Source organism: Ancylobacter sp. WKF20 (assembly GCF_029760895.1).
Lineage (GTDB): Bacteria > Pseudomonadota > Alphaproteobacteria > Rhizobiales > Xanthobacteraceae > Ancylobacter.
Genome location: NZ_CP121679.1, coordinates 1,470,840 through 1,490,928, shown reverse-complemented (window position 1 = coordinate 1,490,928; position 20,089 = coordinate 1,470,840). Strand labels below are relative to the sequence as shown.

General features: G+C 67.7%; 23 protein-coding genes. 14 read left to right on the top strand and 9 right to left on the bottom strand.

From position 1 onward, the window contains the following. The first annotated feature begins 15 nt into the window (after positions 1-15). From AncyloWKF20_RS06840 to AncyloWKF20_RS06830, 3 genes are all read left to right on the top strand, one after another. Positions 16-228 (top strand): DUF3126 family protein, encoded by a 213-nt coding sequence (locus tag AncyloWKF20_RS06840; RefSeq protein WP_279317134.1) that lies wholly within the window; start codon positions 16-18, stop codon positions 226-228. 31 nt (positions 229-259) lie between these two features. Next, on the top strand, positions 260-790 hold the full coding sequence (locus AncyloWKF20_RS06835; RefSeq protein WP_279317133.1) for a gamma carbonic anhydrase family protein: 531 nt from the start codon (positions 260-262) through the stop codon (positions 788-790). Positions 791-868: 78 nt separating this feature from the next. Next, the gene (locus AncyloWKF20_RS06830) at positions 869-1,408 is read left to right on the top strand and encodes a GNAT family protein (RefSeq protein ID WP_279317131.1); all 540 of its coding nucleotides are present in this window, start codon (positions 869-871) and stop codon (positions 1,406-1,408) included. Between the two features lie 18 nt (positions 1,409-1,426). On the opposite strand, the gene AncyloWKF20_RS06825 is transcribed toward AncyloWKF20_RS06830, so the two are convergent. Further along, positions 1,427-2,095 carry a transglutaminase-like cysteine peptidase gene (locus AncyloWKF20_RS06825; protein ID WP_279317130.1) on the bottom strand — a complete coding sequence of 223 codons (669 nt, stop codon included), beginning with the start codon at positions 2,093-2,095 and terminating at the stop codon, positions 1,427-1,429. Between the two features lie 206 nt (positions 2,096-2,301). On the opposite strand from AncyloWKF20_RS06825, the gene AncyloWKF20_RS06820 reads away from it, so the two are divergent. Further along, positions 2,302-3,132 (top strand): rhomboid family intramembrane serine protease, encoded by an 831-nt coding sequence (locus tag AncyloWKF20_RS06820; protein WP_279317129.1) that lies wholly within the window; start codon positions 2,302-2,304, stop codon positions 3,130-3,132. 138 nt (positions 3,133-3,270) lie between these two features. Continuing rightward, the gene (locus tag AncyloWKF20_RS06815; protein WP_279317128.1) at positions 3,271-3,702 is read left to right on the top strand and encodes a CBS domain-containing protein; all 432 of its coding nucleotides are present in this window, start codon (positions 3,271-3,273) and stop codon (positions 3,700-3,702) included. 56 nt (positions 3,703-3,758) lie between these two features. On the opposite strand, the gene hisI is transcribed toward AncyloWKF20_RS06815, so the two are convergent. Further along, positions 3,759-4,253: a phosphoribosyl-AMP cyclohydrolase gene (hisI, locus tag AncyloWKF20_RS06810; protein ID WP_279317127.1), complete on the bottom strand. Its 495-nt coding sequence runs from the start codon at positions 4,251-4,253 to the stop codon at positions 3,759-3,761. Further along, positions 4,246-4,890, bottom strand: a complete 645-nt coding sequence (gene folE, locus AncyloWKF20_RS06805; protein ID WP_279317126.1) for a GTP cyclohydrolase I FolE — start codon at positions 4,888-4,890, stop codon at positions 4,246-4,248. The genes hisI and folE overlap by 8 nt, the downstream gene beginning before the upstream one ends. Positions 4,891-5,123: 233 nt before the next feature. Here folE and AncyloWKF20_RS06800 point away from each other — a divergent pair, with 233 nt between their 5' ends. Next, positions 5,124-5,567, top strand: a complete 444-nt coding sequence (locus AncyloWKF20_RS06800) for an iron-sulfur cluster assembly scaffold protein (RefSeq protein ID WP_279317125.1) — start codon at positions 5,124-5,126, stop codon at positions 5,565-5,567. Between the two features lie 166 nt (positions 5,568-5,733). On the opposite strand, the gene AncyloWKF20_RS06795 is transcribed toward AncyloWKF20_RS06800, so the two are convergent. Beyond that, a complete protein-coding gene (locus AncyloWKF20_RS06795; RefSeq protein ID WP_279317124.1) occupies positions 5,734-6,177 on the bottom strand; it encodes a hypothetical protein in 444 nt (147 codons plus the stop codon). 134 nt (positions 6,178-6,311) lie between these two features. Between AncyloWKF20_RS06795 and yidD the strand changes: the two genes are divergently transcribed. The 3 genes from yidD (at position 6,312) to AncyloWKF20_RS06780 (ending at position 9,870) form a co-directional block, all read left to right on the top strand. After that, positions 6,312-6,596, top strand: a complete 285-nt coding sequence (gene yidD, locus AncyloWKF20_RS06790; RefSeq protein ID WP_279317899.1) for a membrane protein insertion efficiency factor YidD — start codon at positions 6,312-6,314, stop codon at positions 6,594-6,596. Positions 6,597-6,644: 48 nt separating this feature from the next. Further along, positions 6,645-8,606, top strand: coding sequence for a threonine--tRNA ligase (gene thrS / locus AncyloWKF20_RS06785; protein ID WP_279317123.1), 1,962 nt, complete (start codon positions 6,645-6,647; stop codon positions 8,604-8,606). A gap of 364 nt (positions 8,607-8,970) precedes the next feature. Continuing rightward, positions 8,971-9,870, top strand: coding sequence for a hypothetical protein (locus AncyloWKF20_RS06780; RefSeq protein ID WP_279317122.1), 900 nt, complete (start codon positions 8,971-8,973; stop codon positions 9,868-9,870). A gap of 21 nt (positions 9,871-9,891) precedes the next feature. Here the strand turns inward: AncyloWKF20_RS06780 and AncyloWKF20_RS06775 are convergent, their stop codons facing one another. Next, positions 9,892-10,200, bottom strand: a complete 309-nt coding sequence (locus AncyloWKF20_RS06775) for a hypothetical protein (RefSeq protein WP_279317121.1) — start codon at positions 10,198-10,200, stop codon at positions 9,892-9,894. 188 nt (positions 10,201-10,388) lie between these two features. On the opposite strand from AncyloWKF20_RS06775, the gene AncyloWKF20_RS06770 reads away from it, so the two are divergent. Genes AncyloWKF20_RS06770 through AncyloWKF20_RS06755 form a run of 4 tightly spaced genes read left to right on the top strand, consistent with a single transcriptional unit; the run spans position 10,389 to position 15,965 of the window. Further along, entirely contained in the window at positions 10,389-11,588 is a 1,200-nt protein-coding gene (locus tag AncyloWKF20_RS06770; RefSeq protein ID WP_279317120.1) for a fused response regulator/phosphatase, read from the top strand. Between the two features lie 24 nt (positions 11,589-11,612). Further along, a complete protein-coding gene (locus tag AncyloWKF20_RS06765; protein ID WP_279317118.1) occupies positions 11,613-13,937 on the top strand; it encodes a response regulator in 2,325 nt (774 codons plus the stop codon). Positions 13,938-13,946: 9 nt separating this feature from the next. Continuing rightward, the gene (locus tag AncyloWKF20_RS06760) at positions 13,947-14,315 is read left to right on the top strand and encodes a response regulator (RefSeq protein WP_279317117.1); all 369 of its coding nucleotides are present in this window, start codon (positions 13,947-13,949) and stop codon (positions 14,313-14,315) included. A 54-nt stretch (positions 14,316-14,369) separates the two neighbouring features. Continuing rightward, positions 14,370-15,965 carry a Na+/Picotransporter gene (locus tag AncyloWKF20_RS06755; protein ID WP_279317115.1) on the top strand — a complete coding sequence of 532 codons (1,596 nt, stop codon included), beginning with the start codon at positions 14,370-14,372 and terminating at the stop codon, positions 15,963-15,965. Positions 15,966-15,981: 16 nt separating this feature from the next. Here AncyloWKF20_RS06755 and AncyloWKF20_RS06750 read toward each other — a convergent pair whose 3' ends face one another. The 3 genes from AncyloWKF20_RS06750 to AncyloWKF20_RS06740 form a co-directional block, all read right to left on the bottom strand. Continuing rightward, positions 15,982-16,428, bottom strand: a complete 447-nt coding sequence (locus tag AncyloWKF20_RS06750) for an ATP-binding protein (protein WP_279317114.1) — start codon at positions 16,426-16,428, stop codon at positions 15,982-15,984. 38 nt (positions 16,429-16,466) lie between these two features. Continuing rightward, positions 16,467-16,799, bottom strand: coding sequence for an STAS domain-containing protein (locus AncyloWKF20_RS06745; RefSeq protein WP_267582156.1), 333 nt, complete (start codon positions 16,797-16,799; stop codon positions 16,467-16,469). Between the two features lie 117 nt (positions 16,800-16,916). Continuing rightward, a complete protein-coding gene (locus tag AncyloWKF20_RS06740; protein ID WP_279317113.1) occupies positions 16,917-18,623 on the bottom strand; it encodes a solute carrier family 23 protein in 1,707 nt (568 codons plus the stop codon). Between the two features lie 259 nt (positions 18,624-18,882). On the opposite strand from AncyloWKF20_RS06740, the gene AncyloWKF20_RS06735 reads away from it, so the two are divergent. Next, on the top strand, positions 18,883-19,620 hold the full coding sequence (locus AncyloWKF20_RS06735) for a SapC family protein (protein ID WP_279317111.1): 738 nt from the start codon (positions 18,883-18,885) through the stop codon (positions 19,618-19,620). Between the two features lie 54 nt (positions 19,621-19,674). On the opposite strand, the gene AncyloWKF20_RS06730 is transcribed toward AncyloWKF20_RS06735, so the two are convergent. After that, positions 19,675-20,052: a nuclear transport factor 2 family protein gene (locus tag AncyloWKF20_RS06730; protein ID WP_279317110.1), complete on the bottom strand. Its 378-nt coding sequence runs from the start codon at positions 20,050-20,052 to the stop codon at positions 19,675-19,677. Positions 20,053-20,089 lie beyond the last annotated feature (37 nt).

The following is a 20,089-nucleotide window of genomic DNA, read 5'->3' as shown; positions in this document are numbered from 1 at the left end:
TGCGGAGCACGGATTTTGGAAAAGAAGGATTTCGAGCGCGTCCAGACCTATATGCGGCGCCTCTTCAACAACACGCAGATCCGCGTCGTCGGCCGTCCGAAGAAGAAGGACTCGGCCGAGGTGTATCTCGGCGACGAGTTCATCGGCGTCCTGTTCGAGGACAAGGAAGACGGCGACCTCTCCTATAATTTCCAGATGGCCATCCTCGACACCGATCTGGAAGACTGAACCTCGGACCGAGACCCAGGGATTCCCACCGATGCCGGTCTATGCGCTGGACGGGGTGGCGCCGGAACTGCCGGCGCCCGGCCGCTTCTGGATCGCCCCCACTGCCGAGGTGATCGGCCATGTGGCGCTGGGCGACGAGGCCAGCGTGTGGTTCGGCACGGTGATCCGGGGCGACAATGAGCGGATCAGCATCGGGGAGCGGGTGAACATCCAGGAGCTTTGCGTGCTCCACACCGATCCCGGCTTCCCGATGACCATCGGCGCGGACTGCACCATCGGCCACAAGGCGATGCTGCATGGCTGCACGATCGGCGAGAACAGCCTGATCGGCATGGGCGCCACGCTGCTGAACGGCGCCCGCATCGGGCGCAACTGCCTGGTCGGCGCCGGCGCGCTGGTGACCGAGGGCAAGGAATTTCCCGACAATTCCCTCATCGTCGGCGCGCCCGCCAAGGTCATCCGCACGCTGGATGAGAGCGTGACCGCGCGCATCCACGGCACGGCGGCGCATTATGTGCGCAACTGGCGGCGCTTTGCCGAAGGTCTCGCGCGGATCGACTGAGCGGGCCCCATTTCGCCCATCTTCTCCTGTTCAGCCGGACAGGCGGGCGCGCCGGCCCGTCGTGACAGGAGATCTCCCATGGACAGCATCCGTACCGAACGGCTGGTGCTGCGGAATTTCCGCCGTGAGGATGGCCCGGATCTGCTGGCCTATCTGCGGGAGCCGGGCGCCAGCTGCTATCTTTCCCTCAAGCTCGGTGATCTGGCGGCCGCCGAGGCAGAGGCGGCGGCGCGCGCCGGCAGCGACGAGACCATCGCGGTCTGCCTCGCCGACACCGGCCGGGTGATCGGCGATGTGTTTGCCATGCCGGAACCGCCCGACACCTTCTCCGTCGGCTGGAACTTCAACGCCGCGTTTGGCGGGGCCGGCTTCGCCACCGAGGCCGCGCGGGCTTTGTTCGAGCATCTGTTCACGGTCCGGCAGGCGCGGCGTCTTTATGCCTATGTCGAGGAGGACAACGCCGCCTCGCAGCGCCTGTGCGACAGGCTCGGCATGCGCGCGGAGGGGCTGTTCAAGGAGTTCGTCTCCTTCCGCCAGGATGAGAACGGCCAACCCGTCTTCGAGAACACGCGGCAATATGCGCTGCTGCGCAAGGAGTGGCTGGCGCGGGTCGGTTGATCCCCCGCGCGCCTCGCCTCAGTTCTGGCCGACCGTGGCCGGGGCCAGCACATCGCCCAGCGACACCCAGCGATCCGGGAAACCCTGCGCCTGCCGCTTGACGAAGCGGTAGCCGGTCTCGTGCCAGAGCAGGATGGCGGCTTCCTGATTGTCCAGCACCAGATCGCCGCGATCGGTGACGACGGTGAGCACCGAATGGCCGTCGCCCTGCTTGTCGCGCACCACGGTGATGAGCAGCGTTTCCGCCGGCCAGCCGGCCTCGATCAGCAGGCGGCGCTTCAGGAGGACATAGTCCTCGCAATCGCCATAGCCGTCATCCGGGTAGGTCCAGCGCTCGATCTCGCCATAATGCTCGATATCGGTCAGCGGCTGGATGGTGCCGTTCACCGTGTCGTTGATGTGGCGGAGCTGGGCGTAATTGGCGTCGGTCAGGGCGACCTTGCCGCCGCGGCCATTGCCGTTGCCGCAATCGCCCGGCCGCTCGGCGCAGAAGCGCGCATAGCCGATCGGGGTGGCGGTGTTGCTCCCCGCGATCATGTTCGAGCCGGGGGCGCTGCGCATCGCCAGATGCACCTCGCCGACCCGCTCGCTCGCCTGCGCCGGGGACACGCCCCAGACACCCGCTATCGCCGCTATCACGACCGCTGCCGCCGCCGCGAGACGGGCTCGTTCGAGCCTCTTGTTCATCGCGTACCTCATTCCTGTCTATGGAAGACATCATGACAGCGATGTTTTTATTCTGGTCTAAGCGACGACGTAGATTCACGAGTACCTTGGATAGAGGTCGTTAACACCTGTTTCTCTTGGCATTAACCATTGATATTGGCAGGCTGTTCATCACGCGAATTAAGCCGGTCGCAACCCGGCGCCGCTAGCGCGCGCTCGATTCTTTGATGAGGTCGGTGCTGTCGGCGCTTGCCGGCCCGCACTGCGCCGCCTATGTCATCGCTGTGCTTGACCCATCCCAGATTGCCGCCCAGCGCCGCCAGCCCATCCTCAACGTGCCGACGGTGATCACCGTCCTGGCGGCGGTGATGCTGGCCATTCAGGGGCTGCGCGACATGGTCGATCCCGATACGGGCATCGAGATCCTCGCGCTCTTCGCCTTCATTCCCGCCCGCTTCGACCCCTCCGTGCTCGCCGAAGGCATTCTGCCGGGCGGGGCCGGGGCGGATGTGTGGACCTTCGTCACCTATGCCTTCCTGCATGGCGGCTGGACCCATGTGGGGCTGAACCTCCTGTGGATGCTGGCCTTTGGCAGCCCGGTGGCGCGCCGCTTCGGCACGCTGCGTTTCCTCCTGTTCTTCGTCGTCACGGCGGCGGCGGGGGCGGGGCTGCATCTCGTCACCCATGAGGGCGAACTGGTGCCGATGATCGGCGCCTCGGCGGCGGTGTCGGGCTGCATGGCGGCGGCGATCCGCTTCATGTTCGCCTCGGAAGGCCATGTGGTATGGCAGCCGGACGCGATGAGCGCCTCGGTGCGCTATCCCGCCCCGCCGCTGTCCATCGTCATGCGTGACCGGCGGGTGATCGGCTTTGTCGGCGTGTGGTTCCTCATCAATATCGGCTTCGGCCTGCTGACACCGGCCGGCGTCACCGATGGCAGCATCGCCTGGGAAGCCCATATTGGCGGCTTCGTCGTCGGGCTTTTGCTGTTCCCGCTGTTCGATCCGGTGCGTTCCGGACCGGACGGCGCGCCCTATTCCCGGCACCCTCAGGGCTGATCCAGCCTGTTCTCGCAACAGACTTGCCTCCCGCTGCGTTAAGGCGGATCATTTCCGGCTCAGGCTACGCGCAAGCGCGGCCGTAACGAGCAGCCGGCGGAAGAGCCGACCGGCTGCCGAATGGGAAGGAGGCATGCCATGACGGTTCGTTCGATTCTGGACGAGAAGGGGTACGACGTGCAGACCATCCGCCCGGACGCAACGTTGCGCGAGGCGGTGGAAGTGCTGGCCGAGAAGCGCATCGGTGCGATCGTGGTGACCGATGCCGAGCGCCGTGTGGTCGGCATTCTCTCCGAGCGCGATTGCGTGCGGGTGATCGGCAATGACGGGCCGGGACGGCTCGATGACACCGTCGCCACCGTCATGACCTCCAAGGTGGTCACCGCCGACGGCAATGAGACCGTGCATCAGGTCATGGAGCACATGACCGCCGGCCGCTTCCGCCATCTGCCGGTGGTGCAGGGCGGCAAGCTTCTCGGCATCATTTCCATTGGCGACGTGGTCAAGCATCGCCTGGCGGAGATGGAGCGCGAGAGCCACGCCATGCGCGAATACATCATGTCCACCTGACACACGCGCTCCCGGCCGGAGGGTCGGGAGCGTCACCGGCCGGCGCGCATGCCCGCTCAGAAGCGCGGCGTGTCGGTCTTCTTCGGGGTGGCGTAGACCTCGCCCGGGTCGAACAGCTTGCCGGCGTCATTGACCGCGAGCTTCAACTCGGGTGTCGGCGCGGCGCCGAGCGGCACGGAGCGGAAGAAGCAGGAGCGGTGCCCGGTGTGGCAGGCCGCGCCCGTGCCGCCCATGCGCACGCGCATCACCACCGCGTCCTGGTCGCAATCGACCTGGAGCTCGACGAGCTTCTGCACGTGGCCGCTTTCCTCGCCCTTCTTCCACAGCCGCCCGCGCGAGCGGCTGTAATAATGCGCCTCGCCGGTCTCGATGGTGAGGGCAAGGGCCTGCGCGTTCATATGCGCGACCATGAGGACCGCGCCGTCCTCGGCATCGACGGCCACGGCAGTGATCAGCCCATCCGCGTCGAATTTCGGGGCGAGGCGTTCGCCTTCCTCGATCTCGGCCTTGCTGCCGCGCGCGGCGAAGGCCGGCTCACGCGTCTCAGCCACGCCCGCCCCGCAACAGGCTCATGAAGCGGACCTGCTCCTGCGGGTCATCGCGGAACACGCCGGTGAACTGCATGGTGACGGTGGAGGCGCCCTGCTTGCGCACGCCGCGCATGGCCATGCACATGTGCTCGGCCTCGATCAGCACGGCGACGCCGCGCGGCTTCAGCGCCTCGTCCATGGCGGTGATGATCTGCGAGGTCAGGTGCTCCTGCGTCTGCAGCCGGTGGGCGAACAGATCGACGATGCGGGCGATCTTCGAAAGGCCGACCACGCGCTCCACCGGGAAATAGGCGACATGCGCCTTGCCGACGAAGGGAACCATGTGGTGCTCGCAGTGCGAGTGGAACTCGATGTCGCGCACCAGCACCATGTCGTCGAAATTGCCGATCTCGCCAAAGGTGCGGTCGAGCACGGCCTCGGCGTCGGCATTATAGCCGTCATAGAATTCCTGATACGCCTTCACCACGCGCTTGGGGGTATCCAGCAGCCCTTCGCGGGTCGGATCATCGCCCGCCCAGGCGATCAGCGTGCGCACGGCCGCTTCCGCTTCCTCGCGGCTGGGGCGGCGCTGTTCGGTGGCAGCGGCGGCAACTTCGTTCTTCGCGCTGCGCATCAGCGATTCAAGCACGGCATCCATGACGAACTCCGTTCGACGGCGCATTTCAGACCGGGCGCCGGGGTGTCACCGGTATTACTCGACATACGTGCCATGACTTGTCACGGATCAGCGCATTACCATCATCATAACGCCCGTCTGAACGCCCCGGAAGTGACATCCGGTTGCTTTCGCAGACGCGCACCCGCTCCTATATAGGTGAGCAAGGGTGGCCTGCAACGCAGCCGCGACGCGCGGCGCGACGGACGGACAAGATGCTGAACGAGGTCTATAATCGCCGCATCCTCGAGCTGGCAGCCGATATACCACGCCTCGGCCGGCTCGCCGCGCCCGATGCGACGGCAACGGCGCATTCCAAGCTTTGCGGTTCCACCGTCACCGTGGATGTGGCGGTGAAGGACGGCGTGATCGCCGATTTTGCCCATGAGGTACGGGCCTGCGCGCTCGGTCAGGCGTCGTCCTCGGTGATGGGCGCGCTGGTCGTCGGCTCGACGCCTGCGGAAGTGCGGGCGGTGCGCGAGGCGATGCGGCGTATGCTCAAGGAAAACGGCGCGCCGCCCGAGGGCCGCTGGGCCGAACTCGCCGTGCTGGAGCCGGTGCGCGACTACAAGGCGCGCCATGCCTCGACCCTCCTGACCTTCGACGCCGTGGTCGACGCGCTCGACCAGATCGAGGCGAAGGCGACGGCGGCGGAGTAGGGGGCGCGGCGGCGAAGTGGGGGCGACAGCGGCCCCCGCCATCGTCATCCCGGACGGCCGCAGGCCGATCCGGGATCGTGGCCAGAACGGCGCGCGATGCCGGCTCTGCGGCTACGCCTCCGGCCGAGATGACGGCCTGTGGCTGGCGGGGCTCGGTGATCCCGCCTCAGCGTTCGGTGAAGAAGGTGAACAGGACCTCGTCCTTCTCGCCGGTGAGGCAGAGGAAGCGGTTGGCGGTGTCGGAGCGATCGCGTTGAATATAGGCCTCGCCCATGATGACGCCCTTCACCGCCGTGTCGCCGAGCTTGGACTCGGCCTGCGCGATGGTGAGGCCGTCGATCTCGATATAGATGTCCTCGATCGACGGGGAGCGCTGCTTCAGCTTGGCCAGCGCATCCGCCTTGCAGGCGGCGACGCGCTGCATGTCGGGATCGACATCGGACTGGTTCGCGGCGGCGGGATCGGGCTGCGTGCCACCGGCGGGGCCGGGCGGCGTCGCCGGGGCGGGCGTGGGCGAGGGCGCCACATCGGGCATGGTCTGCGGGGCGGGCTGCTGCGCCAGCGCCGGCCCGGCGAGCAGCAGGATCAGAAGGGTGAGAGGCGCTGTCATCCGCATGTGCTGAACCTTTTCGCCGCGTGTGTGCCACCCAACGCGCGGGAATCTCGGCGGTTCCCCGCTACGGGGTCACACCGATGACGACGCGCGCTTCCGCCGCAGCGCTGCTGGCCCGCCTGCCGCGGCTGATGCTGCGCGTGCCGATCCTCGTCTATCGCTACAGCTTCTCCGCCTTCATGGGCCGGCAGTGCCGCTATCTGCCGACCTGCTCGGAATTCGCCGAGGAGGCGATCGACAAGCACGGCGCCTGGGCGGGGGGCTGGATGGCGGCGGGGCGCATCTGCCGCTGCCATCCTTGGGGCGGGTCGGGCTTTGAGTGCGTGCCGGCCGAATTGCCCGCGAATGGCGCGTGGTATATGCCGTGGCGCTATGCGCGCACGCCCGAAAAGCAGGAGGGAGCGCGCGGCACCTGACCAACAAGCCTACCTGCGTGGTTCGCAGGAGTGGGCGGGAGAAAATAGATGTCCGAAATCAACCTCACCTTCCCCGATGGCGCCGTCCGAGCCTATGCCTCCGGCACCACGGGCGCGGAAGTCGCCGCCTCCATCGCCAAGTCGCTGGCCAAGAAGTCGCTGGCCATCAAGCTCGACGGCGTGCTGAGCGACCTGTCCGACCCGATCATCGCCGACGCCAAATTCGAGATCGTCACCCGCGAGAGCCCCGAGGCGCTGGAACTCATCCGCCACGACGCCGCGCATGTGCTGGCGGAAGCGGTGCAGGAGCTGTGGCCGGGTACGCAGGTGACCATCGGCCCGGTGATCGAGAACGGCTTCTATTACGACTTCTTCCGCAACGAGCCGTTCACGCCGGAGGATTTCCCCGCCATCGAGAAGAAGATGCGCGAGATCATCGCCCGCGACGCCGCCTTCACCAAGGAAGTGTGGGACCGCGAGACGACGAAGGCCGTCTTCAAGGAGAAGGGCGAGGCGTTCAAGGTCGAGCTGGTCGACGCCATTCCGGCGGACCAGTCGATCAAGATCTACAAGCAGGGCGCCTGGTTCGACCTGTGCCGCGGCCCGCATATGCCGAGCACCGGCAAGATCGGCGACGCCTTCAAGCTGATGAAGGTGGCCGGTGCCTATTGGCGCGGCGACAGCAACAACCCGATGCTGACGCGCATCTACGCCACCGCCTGGCGCACCCGCGAGGAACTTGACGCCTATATCGTCCAGCTGGAGGAAGCCGAGAAGCGCGACCATCGCCGGCTCGGCCGGGAGATGGACCTGTTCCACTTCCAGGAGGAGGGGCCGGGCGTCGTGTTCTGGCACCCCAAGGGCTGGAACCTGTTCCAGAACCTCGTCGCCTATATGCGCCGGCGCCTCGCCGCCGATTACAGCGAGGTCAACGCCCCGCAGGTGCTCGACAAGTCGCTGTGGGAGACCTCCGGCCATTGGGGCTGGTACAAGGACAACATGTTCAAGGTGCAGCCGGCCGGCGACACCGAGGATAATGACCGCGTCTATGCGCTCAAACCCATGAACTGCCCCGGCCATGTGCAGATCTTCAAGCACGGGCTGAAATCCTACCGCGACCTGCCCATGCGCCTCGCCGAATTCGGCGCGGTGCATCGCTACGAGCCCTCGGGCGCGCTGCACGGGCTGATGCGCGTGCGCGGCTTCACCCAGGACGACGCCCACATCTTCTGCACCGAGGAACAGATGGCGGCGGAGTGCCTGAAGATCAACGATCTCATCCTCTCCACCTATGCCGATTTCGGCTTTGAGGAGATCGTGGTGAAGCTCTCCACGCGGCCCGAGAAGCGCGTCGGCTCGGACGCGGTGTGGGATCACGCCGAGGACGTGATGGGCCGGGTGCTCACCCAGATCGAGGCGGAGTCCGGCGGCAAGATCAAGACCGGCATCCTGCCGGGCGAGGGCGCCTTCTACGGCCCGAAATTCGAGTACACGCTGCGCGACGCGATCGGCCGCGAATGGCAGTGCGGCACCACGCAGGTGGACTTCAACCTGCCGGAGCGCTTCGGCGCCTTCTATGTCGATGCCGACGGCACGAAGAAGACGCCGGTGATGATCCACCGCGCCATTTGCGGCTCGATGGAGCGCTTCACCGGCATTCTCATCGAGCACCATGCCGGGCATTTCCCGCTCTGGCTGGCGCCGGTGCAGGCGGTGGTGGCGACCATCACCTCCGAGGGCGATGACTATGCCCGCGAGATCGTCGCGCTGGCGAAGAAGCGCGGCCTGCGCGTCGAGCTCGACCTGCGTAACGAGAAGATCAACTACAAGGTGCGCGAGCACTCACTGGCCAAGGTGCCGGCTCTGGTCGTGGTTGGCCGCAAGGAGGCCGCCGAGCGCACCGTCTCGATCCGCCGCCTCGGCTCGCCCAACCAGACCAGCTTCACGCTGGACGAGGCGCTGGCCGCGCTGGTGGCGGAAGCCAGCCCGCCGGACACGCTGCGCGACTGAGCGGGGAACGGTTCCGTCCCGGCGCTGTCAGGGCTGGCTGACCGATACTGTCCCTAGAACGTCATGGCCGGGCTTGGCCCGGCCATCCACGTCTTTCTCCGGTATCAAAGTCGTGGATCCCCGGACCAAGCCCGGGGATGACGGCGGTACTGCGGACGCCTGGCTGAAGAGGCGCTGCCACGCCGGCCCATCCGGTAGATGGCAATTGCGCTGCAACCTCCGCTTTTATACCCTCCCGGCTGAACGTCACGCGTGCTGAGTCGTGGCGCTATTCCAGCCGCTCCGCGCCTGTGACCTTCCCCACGCCGTCGGGACTTGCGGACGGCGATTTCAGGCATCGGCCTACGGGCTGCGGGGGAACATCATGCGGGTCGTCAGACTTTTCTGCGCCGTGGCCGGCTTTGCGGCGATCACCGCGACCGCGCAGGCGCAGGCCATCACCAAGGCCCCGGCCTCCATGCCGGCGAGCGTCACGCTGGTGCCGGACAGCGCCTTCTTCATCGGTGCCGGCGGCAGCCTGAACGCCACGCGCTTCACCGATCAGAGCCTCTACGCGCAGGGTGTCTCGACCATCTATGAAAACGGGGTGGAAGCAGGCGCCGGCTCGGCGGGCGGCGCGATGAGCCCCGGCTTTGACACGTCCTATGACCTCTCCGGCGCGGCGCAGCTCGGCTATTTCAGCCGCATCCCCGGCACGGAATGGCTGTGGGGCGTGAAGTTCACCTATAATTATGTCGGCGGCGATGCGCAGACCGAGCCCGTGGTGGTGCCGCAGGCCGGGTCGTTCACCGGCGCGTCCCCGTCCACCTTCACCGGCAATGTCGTCGCGCGCTCCTACACGACGAGCCTCGACAACCAGTTCGCGCTGGTGCCGTTCATCGGCCGGTCCTTCGAGAAGGGCTTCCTGTATCTCGGCGCCGGGCCCACGCTGTCGCGGGTCAACTACACCTTCAACGAGGTGGTGGGTCTCGCCGACATTAATGGCGTGCACTACGACATCACCGGCCGCTCGGCGAGCTACTCGGCCTCGGACTGGGCGTGGGGCGGCGCGGTCGTGGTCGGCGCCACCTATTTCGTGACCCCGGACTGGTTCCTCGACATCAGCTACACCTACGCGCTCACGGAAAACGTCAGCCTCGCCTATGCCGGCCCGTTCTCCACGACGGCGCGGGGCGGTTTCGAGGATACCGGCATCCTCAGCGGCACCTTCTCGGGGGCGACCAGCACGCAGGCGATCACCCTGTCGATCAACCGGGCGTTCTGAACCGGCTTCCGGCCCGGCCTGTCACCCGCCGGTCTTTGGCGGCGTCTCGGCCGGGCGGGGCGGGGGCGGGAGGGGTTGCGGCGGGTAGGCGCCGGTGTCGCGCCGCAGGCTGGGATTGCTGGTGGCGCCGGGCACGTTGAGCCGGCGCTGCTGCGGCGTCCAGTAGGACGGCCCCTGCATCAGGTTCTGGCTGTTCGGTCGCACCGAATCCGGGCGTTGCGGCACGTAGCGATTCCCTGGGCTGGTCGATGTCTGGGCCAGCGCCGGCAGGCCCGGCGCGAGCAGCGCGACGAGGATGATCGCCGCGCGGGCGCCCAACAATCTTTGCATCTTGTCTCCCTCGTCTCCTCCCTATCTAGGGTCCGGCCCGCCGCTTTGCCATGCCGCTGCGTCGCCGCCGCGCATGCCACGGAAAATCCCACCGGACTGCCGCAGCGTCAGACGGCTTCCGCCGTTGCTAAGGCCGGGCTTTGCGTGGATATTCCGCGCGACTTCATGGAGCGGGGGCAGGCGCGCCGATGGCAGACCCGAACGCGGCGATTCTGGTGGTGGATGACGTCGCCGAGAATCGCGATCTGCTCATGCGCCGCCTGAAACGGCTTGGCTTCAGCCGCCTCGACGAGGCCGCCAACGGCCATGAGGCGCTCGCCGCCATCGGCAAGACCGCCTATGACCTCGTGCTGCTCGACATCATGATGCCGGAACTCGACGGCTTCGGCGTGCTCGACGCGCTGAAAGCCAGCGGGGCGATCCATGACCTGCCGGTGATCGTGGTCTCGGCGCTGAACGAGATCGACCCGGTGGTGCGCTGCATCGAGCTGGGCGCCGACGATTTCATCTTCAAGCCCTTCAACCCGACGCTGCTGCGCGCCCGCGTCATGGCGACGCTGGAGAAGAAGGCGCTGCGCGACCGCACGCGCGACGAGCTGCGCCGCAAGCAGGTGGAGCTGAACGAGGCACGCACGCTCCAGCTCGCGCTGGTGCCGCCGGCCTTTGCCGGCACGGTGGACGGGCGCGTGCTCACCATCGACACGCTGCTGGAACCGGCCAAGGAGGTCGGTGGCGATCTCGTCGACTATTTCCCGGTGGGCGACGACCGCATGGCGCTCATCGTCGGCGACGTCTCCGACAAGGGCGCCGCCGCGGCGCTGATGATGGCGCGCACCCATGCCATGTTCCGCGCGCTGGCGGCGCGGCCGGATGCGCCGGCGCTGTTCGGCGATCCGGCGCGGGCGGTGGGCATGGTCAATGACGCGCTGTCACGCGGCAATGCCGGCTGCATGTTCGTGACGCTGACGCTGGCCGTGCTGGAGGCCGCGAGCGGCGAGCTCGCCTATGTGCGCGCCGGCCATGTGCCGCCTTTCCTGCGCCGCGCTGATGGCGGCCTGTCCCGGCTTCAGGGCTTTGGCGGGCCGGCGCTGGGCGTGATGGAAGAGTTTCCGTATCGGAGCGCGCAGGCCGTGCTGGCCGAAGGCGACCGGCTGCTCATCGTCACCGATGGTTTCACCGAGGCGCAGAATGCCGGCGCGGCGCTCTATGGCGAGGAGCGGCTCGCCGCCCTTTTCGCCGAACTGGGGCACGCGGAAGCGCCGGGCGAGGCGCGGGTGCTTGCCCGCCTCGTCAGCGACGTGCGCGGCTTCGAGGCCGGCTTGCCGGCCTTTGACGACATGGCGGCGATCCTGCTGGCGCTCGGGCCGGACGGCGTTCCGGCGGGCTGAGAAGAAAAGCGGCAAGGGGGAGAGATGACCAAGGACACGAAGGCCGCGACCCTTCCCGAGGAGGGGCTGGACGGGCGCGAGGCCACGCTGCTGCGGGCGACGCTGGAGAACATGTCGCAGGGCGTCGCCATGTATGACGCCGAGCATCGCCTCGTGACGTGGAACAAGCTGTTCCGCGAATATCTCGACATGCCCGACGAGTTCCTCACCAGCGAGCACACCTTTGCCGACTACATCCGCTATCTCGGCGCGCGCGGTGAGTTCGGCGAGGTGGATATCGAGGTGGCGCTGGCCCAGCGCATCAAGCAGCTCGACCATCCCCATTCCTTCGAGCGCGTGCGGCCGGACGGCACCTATCTCGAGGTGCGGCGCGACCCGGTGCCCGGCGGCGGCTTCATCGCCATCTACACCGACATCACCGAGCGCAAGATCGCCGAGATGAAACTGCGCGAGGACGAGGAGCAGCTGCGCGCCATCGACGCCGCCGCGCCCGTCGGCCTCGTCATCATGGATATAAAGAGCCATGTGGTGCGCCATTCCAATGGCTGCTTCGGCCGGCTGATCGGCAAGGATGCGGCCACACTGATCGACCGGCCCATCGCCGAGCTGGTGGGCGACACCGAGAAGACCGCCCGGCTGATCGACATTCTCATGAGCCCGTCGACCGAGCGGCAGGAGTTCTACCTGCCGCGTTCGGACGGCACGAGCATCTGCACCATGGTCTCGCATGAGCATCTCGATTTCCGCGGCCAGCCGGCGATCATCGGCACCTTCGTCGACATCAGCGACCGGGTGCGCATGGAGCAGCAGCTGCGCGAGGCCAAGGAAGCGGCGGAATCGGCGAGCCGGGTCAAATCCGCCTTCCTCGCCAATATGAGCCATGAGCTGCGCACCCCGCTCAACGCCATCATCGGCTACAGCGAGATCCTCTCCGAGGACGCGGCCGACGAGGGCAACACGGCGATGGTCGCCGACCTCGACAAGATCCAGGCCGCCGGCAAGCACCTTTTGGGTCTCATCAACGACATCCTCGACCTCTCCAAGATCGAGGCCGGGCGGATGGACGTCTATCTCGAGCAGGTCTTCCTCACCCGCATGGTGGAAGAGGTGAAGACCATCGTCAGCCCGATGATGGCGAAGAACGAGAACCGCTTCGTCATCGACTGCCCGATGGATATCGGCTCGCTGCGCACCGATGTGACCAAGCTGAAGCAGAGCCTCATCAACCTGCTCAGCAACGCCGCCAAGTTCACCAAGAAGGGCGAGGTCGTGCTGCGCCTCCTGCGCATCGAGGGCGAGGGCGGCGAGGTGGTGCGCTTCGAGGTCGCCGACAGCGGCATCGGCATGAGCGAGGAGCAGATGGGCCGGCTGTTCCAGGCCTTTACCCAGGCGGACAGCTCCACCACCCGCAATTTCGGCGGCACGGGGCTCGGCCTGACCATCACCAAGCATTTCGCCGCCATGCTCGGCGGCACGATCAACGTCGCCAGCCAGCCCGGCGTCGGCTCGACCTTCACCATCGAATTGCCGGTCGAGACCAAGACGGCGGCGGCCGACAGCGCGGCAGCGCCCGACCTGTCCGATCCCGGCGCGCCGGCGGAGCCTGGCGCCATCACCGTGCTGGTGGTCGATGACGACCCGGCGGTGCATGAGGTGCTGGCGGCGACGCTCGGCAAGGAAGGCTATGTGCTGCGCCACGCCCGCGACGGCATCGAGGCACTCAACATCATGCGCCGCGAGCCGCCGGACATCGTCACGCTCGACGTGATGATGCCGAAGATCGACGGCTGGTCGGTGCTCGGCATCATGAAGTCCGAGCCGGCGCTCGAGCACATCCCGGTCATCATGCTGACCATCGTCGACGACCGGAATCTCGGCTATTCGCTCGGCGCCTCCGAATACATGACCAAGCCGATCGACCGGCAGCGGCTGATCGCGCTGATCCATAAGTTCGCGCCGGGCGAGGAGGAGGGGCTGGTGCTGGTTGTCGATGACGATCCGCAGGTCCGCGCCATGATCCGCAAGACCATCGAGGATGTCGGGCTGCACGCCGCCGAGGCGGCGAACGGCCAGGCGGCGCTCGACTGGCTGGAGGCCCATCATCTGCCGGCGCTGGTGCTGCTCGACCTGATGATGCCGGAGATGGACGGCTTCGAGTTTCTCTCGCATGTACGTGCCGATGAGCGTTTCGGCGACCTGCCCATCGTGGTGCTGACGGCCAAGGAGCTGACGGCCGAGGAGCGCGAGTTCCTCGCCCGCAACACGCTGCTGATCCTCAACAAGAGCGCGCAGCCGATCGGCTCGCTCGGTTCGGCGCTGGCCACCATCGCCAGCCACAAGCCGGGGTGAGGAGGGAACATGCCGAAAATTCTGCTGGTCGAAGACAATGAGATGAACCGCGACATGCTGAGCCGGCGCCTGACGCGCAACGGCTTCGAGGTGGTGATCGCGGTCAATGGTCAGGAAGGGGTGGATCTCGCCGGATCCGAAAAGCCGGACCTGATCCTGATGGATATGAGCCTGCCGGTGCTCGACGGATGGGAGGCGACGCGGCGGGTGAAGGCCGATCCCACCACCCGCGCCATCCCCGTCATCGCGCTCACCGCCCATGCCATGGCGCAGGACCGCGAGCAGGCGCTGGCGGCCGGGTGCGATGACTTCGACACCAAGCCGGTGGAGCTCCCCCGGCTGATGGGCAAGATCAACGCGCTGCTCGGCCTGTCATGAGGACCGTGCCTTTCCTGCCGCGCCGCGGCCTTCCTGCGTCCGGGGCGTGATCCGATGGGACCGGTTGGATTTCTGCTGAGCGGGCTCGGCCTGTTCTTCATCGGCGTGCGCGGCCTCTCCGCCAATCTCGTGCCGCTGGTCGGCCGGCGGGCGCGCGCGGCCTTTGCCGGGGCGCTGCGGGCGCCGTTGAGCACGGCGATCAGCGGCGTCGTGGCCGGCATGGTCACGCAGAGCTCGACCGCCGTCTCGTGGATCATCGTCTCCTTCGTGCGCGGCGGCGTGCTGCCGGACGGGCCGGCGCTGCTGGCGCCGACCTGGGCCAATGTCGGCACCGCGCTGCTGCCGCTGATCGTTGCCATCGACACGGCGACGCCGGCCGCCATCGTCATCGGCATTGTCGGCTTCGCCACCTATTTCAACCTCGCGCGCGGCGACCGTATGCGCAACGTGATGGAAGCCGCGCTCGGCGCCGCGCTGCTGCTGTTCGGCATGCACCTCGTCTCGGTCGCGGTTGGGCCGATGCGTGAGAGCCTAATGGGCAATCCGCTGTGGGAGATTGCCGTGGGTAGCCCCTGGCTGCTGGCGGGCATCGGTGCCGCCTTCGCGCTCGCCGCGCAGTCCTCCTCCGTCGCGGCGGCGATCGCGGTGACGGCGGTGGGCAGCGACCTTCTCGATCTCGGCGCCGCCCTGCCTCTGGTGGCGGGCGCCAATCTCGCCGGCTCGGTCAACAACATCATCCTGATCCCCGGCGAGGCGATGTCCGGGCGCATCGTCTTCGCCCTGCAGGTGCTGCAGAAGGTCGCCGGCTCGGCGCTGCTGGCGCTGGTCTGCGTGATCGCGGCGCTGTTTCCCGCCCATCTGGATGGCGCGCTGGGCCTCGTGGGCGAGGATGCCGGCGCGCAGATCGCCATCCTGTTCCTGCTGGCGCAGATCGGCGGCGCCTTCATCACCAACCTGCTGGAAACGCCGACCCGGCACCTGCTGCTGCGGGTGACGCGCGAAAGCCCGGCGGAGACGCTGGCCCAGCCCGCCTTCCTGCTGCGCGAGGCGGCGGGCGATCCATCAACCGCGCTCGACCTCGCCTTGCGCGAGCTGGCGCGGCTCAGCGCCCGCCTGCCGCTGCTGCTCGATCATGTGCGCGACGAGGGCGAGCCGAGCACGCCGCCGGCGGCGACGCTGAAGACCGCCGGCCAGTCGCTCGCCGGCACCATCCGCGCCTATCTCGCCACGCTGCTCGATGGCGCGTTGACCCGCGAGCAGGTGGCGACCGCGCTGCTGGTCGATGAGGGCGCGACCAATGCCGGGGCGCTGCATGAGGCGCTGGCGGAATTCGTCGAGGCGGCCCGCGAGGCGCAGGCGGTTGATACCGCCCAGCGGCTGATCGAGGCGCTGCACGCGCTGCTGAGCGCGGTCGCGGAGCATGGCGAGAGCCTGGGGGCGGAGGATGCCGCGCTGGTGCTCGGCCTTCTCGGCCATCGCGACAAACTGATGGAAGATCTGCGGCTGCGCCTCTCCGCCCAGCAGGACATCACGCCCGGCGCGCAGAACGCGCTGTTCCGCATGACCATGCTGTTCGAGCGGATCGTCTGGATGGCGCGCCGGCTGGTGAACGACTTCACCCAGGCGCACCGGGCGCTGGAATCGAGCTGACCCGCCGCGAGGGCTCTCAGGCTTCCCGCGCCTGCGCGGTCTCACCGGCGAGGGAGAGGCGAAGCGTCACGACGTTGCGGCCATTCTCGCGCTTATAGGCAAAGCTGTCGGCCAGCGTGCGCACGAGATGCACGCCCAGCCCGCCGATCCGGCGCTCGTCCAGCGTGCCGGCGAGGTCCGGCGGGGGGGCGTTGAACGGATCGAAGGCGTCGCCATCATCGGACAGGGTGAGTTCCAGCGCCTCGCCCAGATGGCGCAGATGCACGCCGATCTCGCCGGCGCGCCCGTCCTTGTAGCCATAGTCCACGGCGTTGTTGACGAACTCGTCCACCGCGAGGTGCAGGCGATAGGCCGGCTTGGCGGGGATGGCGGAGGTCTCGATGAAGAAGTCGAGCGCGGCGACCAGACCCTCCATCTGCGAGAGCTGGTTCGGCAGGCTGAGGTCGATCTCCCGGATGATCATGGCCTGTCCCGCCGACGGATGCCGCTGGGGAAGTTGACTTAGGCGAGGGCGGCGAGCGCCGCGTCGCGGCTGGGATGGATCGGGATCAGCGTGGTAAAGCCGCTGACATCGAACACTTCATGCACCTGCGGCACGAGGCTGCAAATGGCGAGCGCCACGCCCTGGCTGCGGGCGAGCTTGGTCGCCTTCAGCACGACGCGCAGCCCGGCCGAGCTGATATAGGTGAGCTCGGCGAAATCGAGCAGGATCGGGTTGTTGCCCTGCGGGATCTCCGCCAGGAAGTCGTCCAGCTTGTGCGAGGAGCTGCTGTCGAGCCGCCCCTTCACGGTGGTGATGACGACATCCTTTTCGATGAAGCGGTCGATCTGCATAGGCGTGAAATCCCGTCGGGTCAGGCTGGCTCACGCGCGAGAGCGGCGGCCAAGCGAAATCGAGCTAGCCATAAAGCTCCGGGGCGCGCAAGCGCAGGTGGTGGTGCGGAACGGTCGTCAGTGCTCGAAGCGCAGCGTCAGGGCCTGGCGCTCGCCGCGCTTGCCGAGCACCAGCTTGTCGGCCCGTTTGCTCAGCATGTAGCCGACGAAACGTGCCACGGCCTTCGCGTCGCCCAGCAGGTCTTCCGGCGAGGGCCGCAGCGTGGGGATCTCGATGGCCTCGCCCTTGTAGAGCAGCACGACATCGAAATTGGTCTCGTCGAAACGCGCTTCCATCTCCAGCCCGTCTTCGGCGACGCCGGTGTCGATCAGCGTCTCGATCGCCTCGGCCACAACGGGGATGGCGGCGGCAACCACGTCGCGCCGCGCGCCCCAGAGGTCGCCCTGCCGCTCAAGGAACTCGGTGGAGGCGGTGAAGGGGTTGTCATCGGCCGTCACCGGCACCGATGCCGTCTGGCGGATGCCGATCTGGAAGACGAGGTTGAGGATGACCGCGACCGCCGTGGACACCGAGAGCGGCGATTCCAGGATCGGCTGCGCCCAGCCGGGCGCCTGATGCACCAGCTGCGGCAGCACCGCGACGGCAAGGCCCGCGAGAACGGCGAGACCCACCGTGAAGATGCGCCGGTCCGACAGGCGGCGGGAGAGGATCAGCTCCATGCCGGCGACGATCAGGAAGGCGGCGCTGTAGAGCAGGATGGCGCCGATCACCGGCGCGGGGATCACGGTCAGCGAGGCGATGAGCTTCGGCGAGAAGGCCGCGAGCAGCATCACCACGCCGGAGACGATGCCGATGCGCCACGCCGTGCTGCCGGTGGCGAAGGCCACGCCGATCGCCGCCGAGGAGGAGGCACTGGCGAAGCCGCCGGTCACCGCCGTGCCCATGTCGCTGACGGTGTTGGCGCGGATGGCGCGCGCCGCCTGGTTCATGTCGGCGCGGCGCCAGTCAGCATCGTCCATGCGCTGCATGGAGACGACCGTGCCGAGCATGTCCACCGCCGAGATGATGCCGGTGATCACGGCAGCCGGGACGATGGCCCAGGAGAAGCCAAGACCCGGCCAGCCAAGGCTCGGCAGATCGACATAGGGCAGGGAGGAGAAGGTCGGCTCGGCCGGGGCAATGGCGACGCCGGTATAGACGGCGAGGATCCAGCCAATCGCCGCGCCGATGGCGACCGCGAAGAGCCGCAGCAGGCCGCGCGAGAAGATCGCCAGCACGACGATGATCGCCAGCGCGGTGAAGCTCACCAGCACATAGCGCCCATCGGCCAGCGAATCCGGCCCCTCGCCCAGCCCGAACATGCGCCGCAGCGACGGCTCGGCCAGCGCCACGCCGAGCATGGTCACGGCCACGCCGCAGATCTCCGGCGGGAACAGCGTGCGCATCGCGTTCATGAAGCGCGTCAGCGAGAGCTGGGACACCGCCGCGATCAGGCTCATCGTGACATAGACCGCCGGGCCACCCGCCGCATAGGACTGCAACGCCAGCGGCAGATGCGCCATGTTCGGAATCTGCACCAGCAGCAGCCCGGAGCCGGTGCGCGGCCAGCATTCCAGCAGCGTCGCCACCGCCATGAAGATGATGCAGCTGGTGATGAGGATCTGCGTGCTCTCGAAGGAGAGCCCCGCCTCGGTCGCCGCCACCAGCGGGTAGACGATGAAGAGCAGCGACAGGGTCGCGTGCTGCACGCCGAGAATCAGCAGCGTGGTCAGCGGCGGCTTCTCATTGGCGGCGTAGAGGATGTTTTGTGGCTTGCGGGGCATGCGGTCGCTCGGGCGGGAGGGCATCCCGCGCACAACACGTTCCACCGGGCGCCGCGATCGGTGCCGGACGGGGCGTATCGAGGCCGGGAATCCGTGGCGCGACTATGGCGACAAGCGCCGGCACCCGCAAGCGGGCGGCGGGCGCCGGCTGGGGGCTCGTCGCTGTTTGGCAGGACAAGGTGGGCGGAGCTACGCTAAAACGGAGGCGCTACGGATCTACCGCTGGCGCTCGTTCCCCGTTCCCAGAGCCGAGACCCCCATGTCCGACTTGCCGCTCTTCTACTCCTCGGTCGTTCCGCTCGACAGCCAGGCGCATCGGGCGCATGGCGTCTCGACCGCCGCCGACCGCTTCGGCTTCGCGGCCCGCGCCCACATCATCCCGGCGGTGGCCGAGGAGTTTGCCGCGGCGGCGCGCGAGATTCCCATCGTTTTCGCCCCCGCCGGCACCGGCCACTCGGCCGTGTTCCTGTGCGGGCTGAAGGCGCAGAGCAACCTGTTCATCAGCGAAGGACGCTGGAACGGAGGGTATCTGCCGGCCTATCTGCGGCGCTTCCCGTTCATCCTCGGCGAGCGGCCGGCGGGCGACCCGCTGATCTGCGTCGACACCGGCCATGCCGGCTTCGGCGTGGGGGAGGGCGTCGAGCGCCTGTTCGACGACGAGGGCAAGGCGACGCCGGCCCTGAACGCGACGGTGAAGCTGGTGACGGAATATGCCGGCGCCGCCAAGCGCACCGAGCAGCTCTGCGCCAAGCTTGGGGAGTTCGACCTGCTGCGCAGCGTCACCCTCGACGTGAAGACGCCTGAAGGCGCGAGCGCCAGCGTCCACGGCCTCTTCATCGTGGACGAGGCCAAGTTCGCGGCGATTTCCGAGGCGGCGCTGCTGGAATTGCGCCGGCTGAACTTCCTCGGGGCGATCTACGCGCATCTGTTCAGCCTTGGCGCGACGCAGTCGCTCGCCGCCCGGATGAAGGATGGCGCGGTCAAGACCGCCGCCTGACGCGCGCCGACGGCCCCGCTGTTTCGCCCACCGAGGCGGCGGGAGCCCCGGCCCTCAGACTTCGGGCGCGTTCAACAAAACCCACAGCTCCGCTATGCGCCCGTCGACGATCCGTGCGGCATCCGTGCCGGTGACGGCGACGGGACCGCCCGCCGGGCCGGCTTCCCAGCGCAGCACCGCGAGGCCGTGATGGCCAACGGCGCGGCCGGTGGCGGTGAAGCGGAAAGTGGGGCCGAACTGTTCCAGAAGCTTGCCGGCAATGGCGGAGACCGCGGCGCGGCCTTCCACGATATTGTCCGGCTCATACATTACGGGATCGGCGGCAAAGAGCGCGTCGATCGCCCGTGCCCGCGCCTCATCATCGCGCTCGTTGAAGACGCGCTCGAGATTGGCGCGCAGAAGCTGATCGTAGTCCGGCTCGGCGGTGGCCATGAGCGTTCCTTTCGCGTCGGGCGCGCGGGCTTTTGGG

Excerpts from the sequence above, each read along its gene's own strand:
- AncyloWKF20_RS06735 (WP_279317111.1), top strand. The coding sequence starts at position 18,883 with ATGTCCGACTTGCCGCTCTTCTACTCCTCGGTCGTTCCGCTCGACAGC.
- AncyloWKF20_RS06730 (WP_279317110.1), bottom strand. The coding sequence starts at position 20,052 with ATGGCCACCGCCGAGCCGGACTACGATCAGCTTCTGCGCGCCAATCTC.
- AncyloWKF20_RS06750 (WP_279317114.1), bottom strand. The coding sequence starts at position 16,428 with ATGATCATCCGGGAGATCGACCTCAGCCTGCCGAACCAGCTCTCGCAG.
- AncyloWKF20_RS06835 (WP_279317133.1), top strand. The coding sequence starts at position 260 with ATGCCGGTCTATGCGCTGGACGGGGTGGCGCCGGAACTGCCGGCGCCC.
- AncyloWKF20_RS06820 (WP_279317129.1), top strand. The coding sequence starts at position 2,302 with ATGAGGTCGGTGCTGTCGGCGCTTGCCGGCCCGCACTGCGCCGCCTAT.
- AncyloWKF20_RS06745 (WP_267582156.1), bottom strand. The coding sequence starts at position 16,799 with ATGCAGATCGACCGCTTCATCGAAAAGGATGTCGTCATCACCACCGTG.
- AncyloWKF20_RS06795 (WP_279317124.1), bottom strand. The coding sequence starts at position 6,177 with ATGACAGCGCCTCTCACCCTTCTGATCCTGCTGCTCGCCGGGCCGGCG.
- AncyloWKF20_RS06760 (WP_279317117.1), top strand. The coding sequence starts at position 13,947 with ATGCCGAAAATTCTGCTGGTCGAAGACAATGAGATGAACCGCGACATG.
- AncyloWKF20_RS06770 (WP_279317120.1), top strand. The coding sequence starts at position 10,389 with ATGGCAGACCCGAACGCGGCGATTCTGGTGGTGGATGACGTCGCCGAG.
- folE (WP_279317126.1), bottom strand. The coding sequence starts at position 4,890 with ATGGATGCCGTGCTTGAATCGCTGATGCGCAGCGCGAAGAACGAAGTT.
- AncyloWKF20_RS06755 (WP_279317115.1), top strand. The coding sequence starts at position 14,370 with ATGGGACCGGTTGGATTTCTGCTGAGCGGGCTCGGCCTGTTCTTCATC.
- AncyloWKF20_RS06830 (WP_279317131.1), top strand. The coding sequence starts at position 869 with ATGGACAGCATCCGTACCGAACGGCTGGTGCTGCGGAATTTCCGCCGT.
- AncyloWKF20_RS06765 (WP_279317118.1), top strand. The coding sequence starts at position 11,613 with ATGACCAAGGACACGAAGGCCGCGACCCTTCCCGAGGAGGGGCTGGAC.
- thrS (WP_279317123.1), top strand. The coding sequence starts at position 6,645 with ATGTCCGAAATCAACCTCACCTTCCCCGATGGCGCCGTCCGAGCCTAT.
- yidD (WP_279317899.1), top strand. The coding sequence starts at position 6,312 with ATGCTGCGCGTGCCGATCCTCGTCTATCGCTACAGCTTCTCCGCCTTC.
- AncyloWKF20_RS06780 (WP_279317122.1), top strand. The coding sequence starts at position 8,971 with ATGCGGGTCGTCAGACTTTTCTGCGCCGTGGCCGGCTTTGCGGCGATC.
- AncyloWKF20_RS06800 (WP_279317125.1), top strand. The coding sequence starts at position 5,124 with ATGCTGAACGAGGTCTATAATCGCCGCATCCTCGAGCTGGCAGCCGAT.
- AncyloWKF20_RS06825 (WP_279317130.1), bottom strand. The coding sequence starts at position 2,095 with ATGAACAAGAGGCTCGAACGAGCCCGTCTCGCGGCGGCGGCAGCGGTC.
- AncyloWKF20_RS06815 (WP_279317128.1), top strand. The coding sequence starts at position 3,271 with ATGACGGTTCGTTCGATTCTGGACGAGAAGGGGTACGACGTGCAGACC.
- AncyloWKF20_RS06740 (WP_279317113.1), bottom strand. The coding sequence starts at position 18,623 with ATGCCCCGCAAGCCACAAAACATCCTCTACGCCGCCAATGAGAAGCCG.
- AncyloWKF20_RS06775 (WP_279317121.1), bottom strand. The coding sequence starts at position 10,200 with ATGCAAAGATTGTTGGGCGCCCGCGCGGCGATCATCCTCGTCGCGCTG.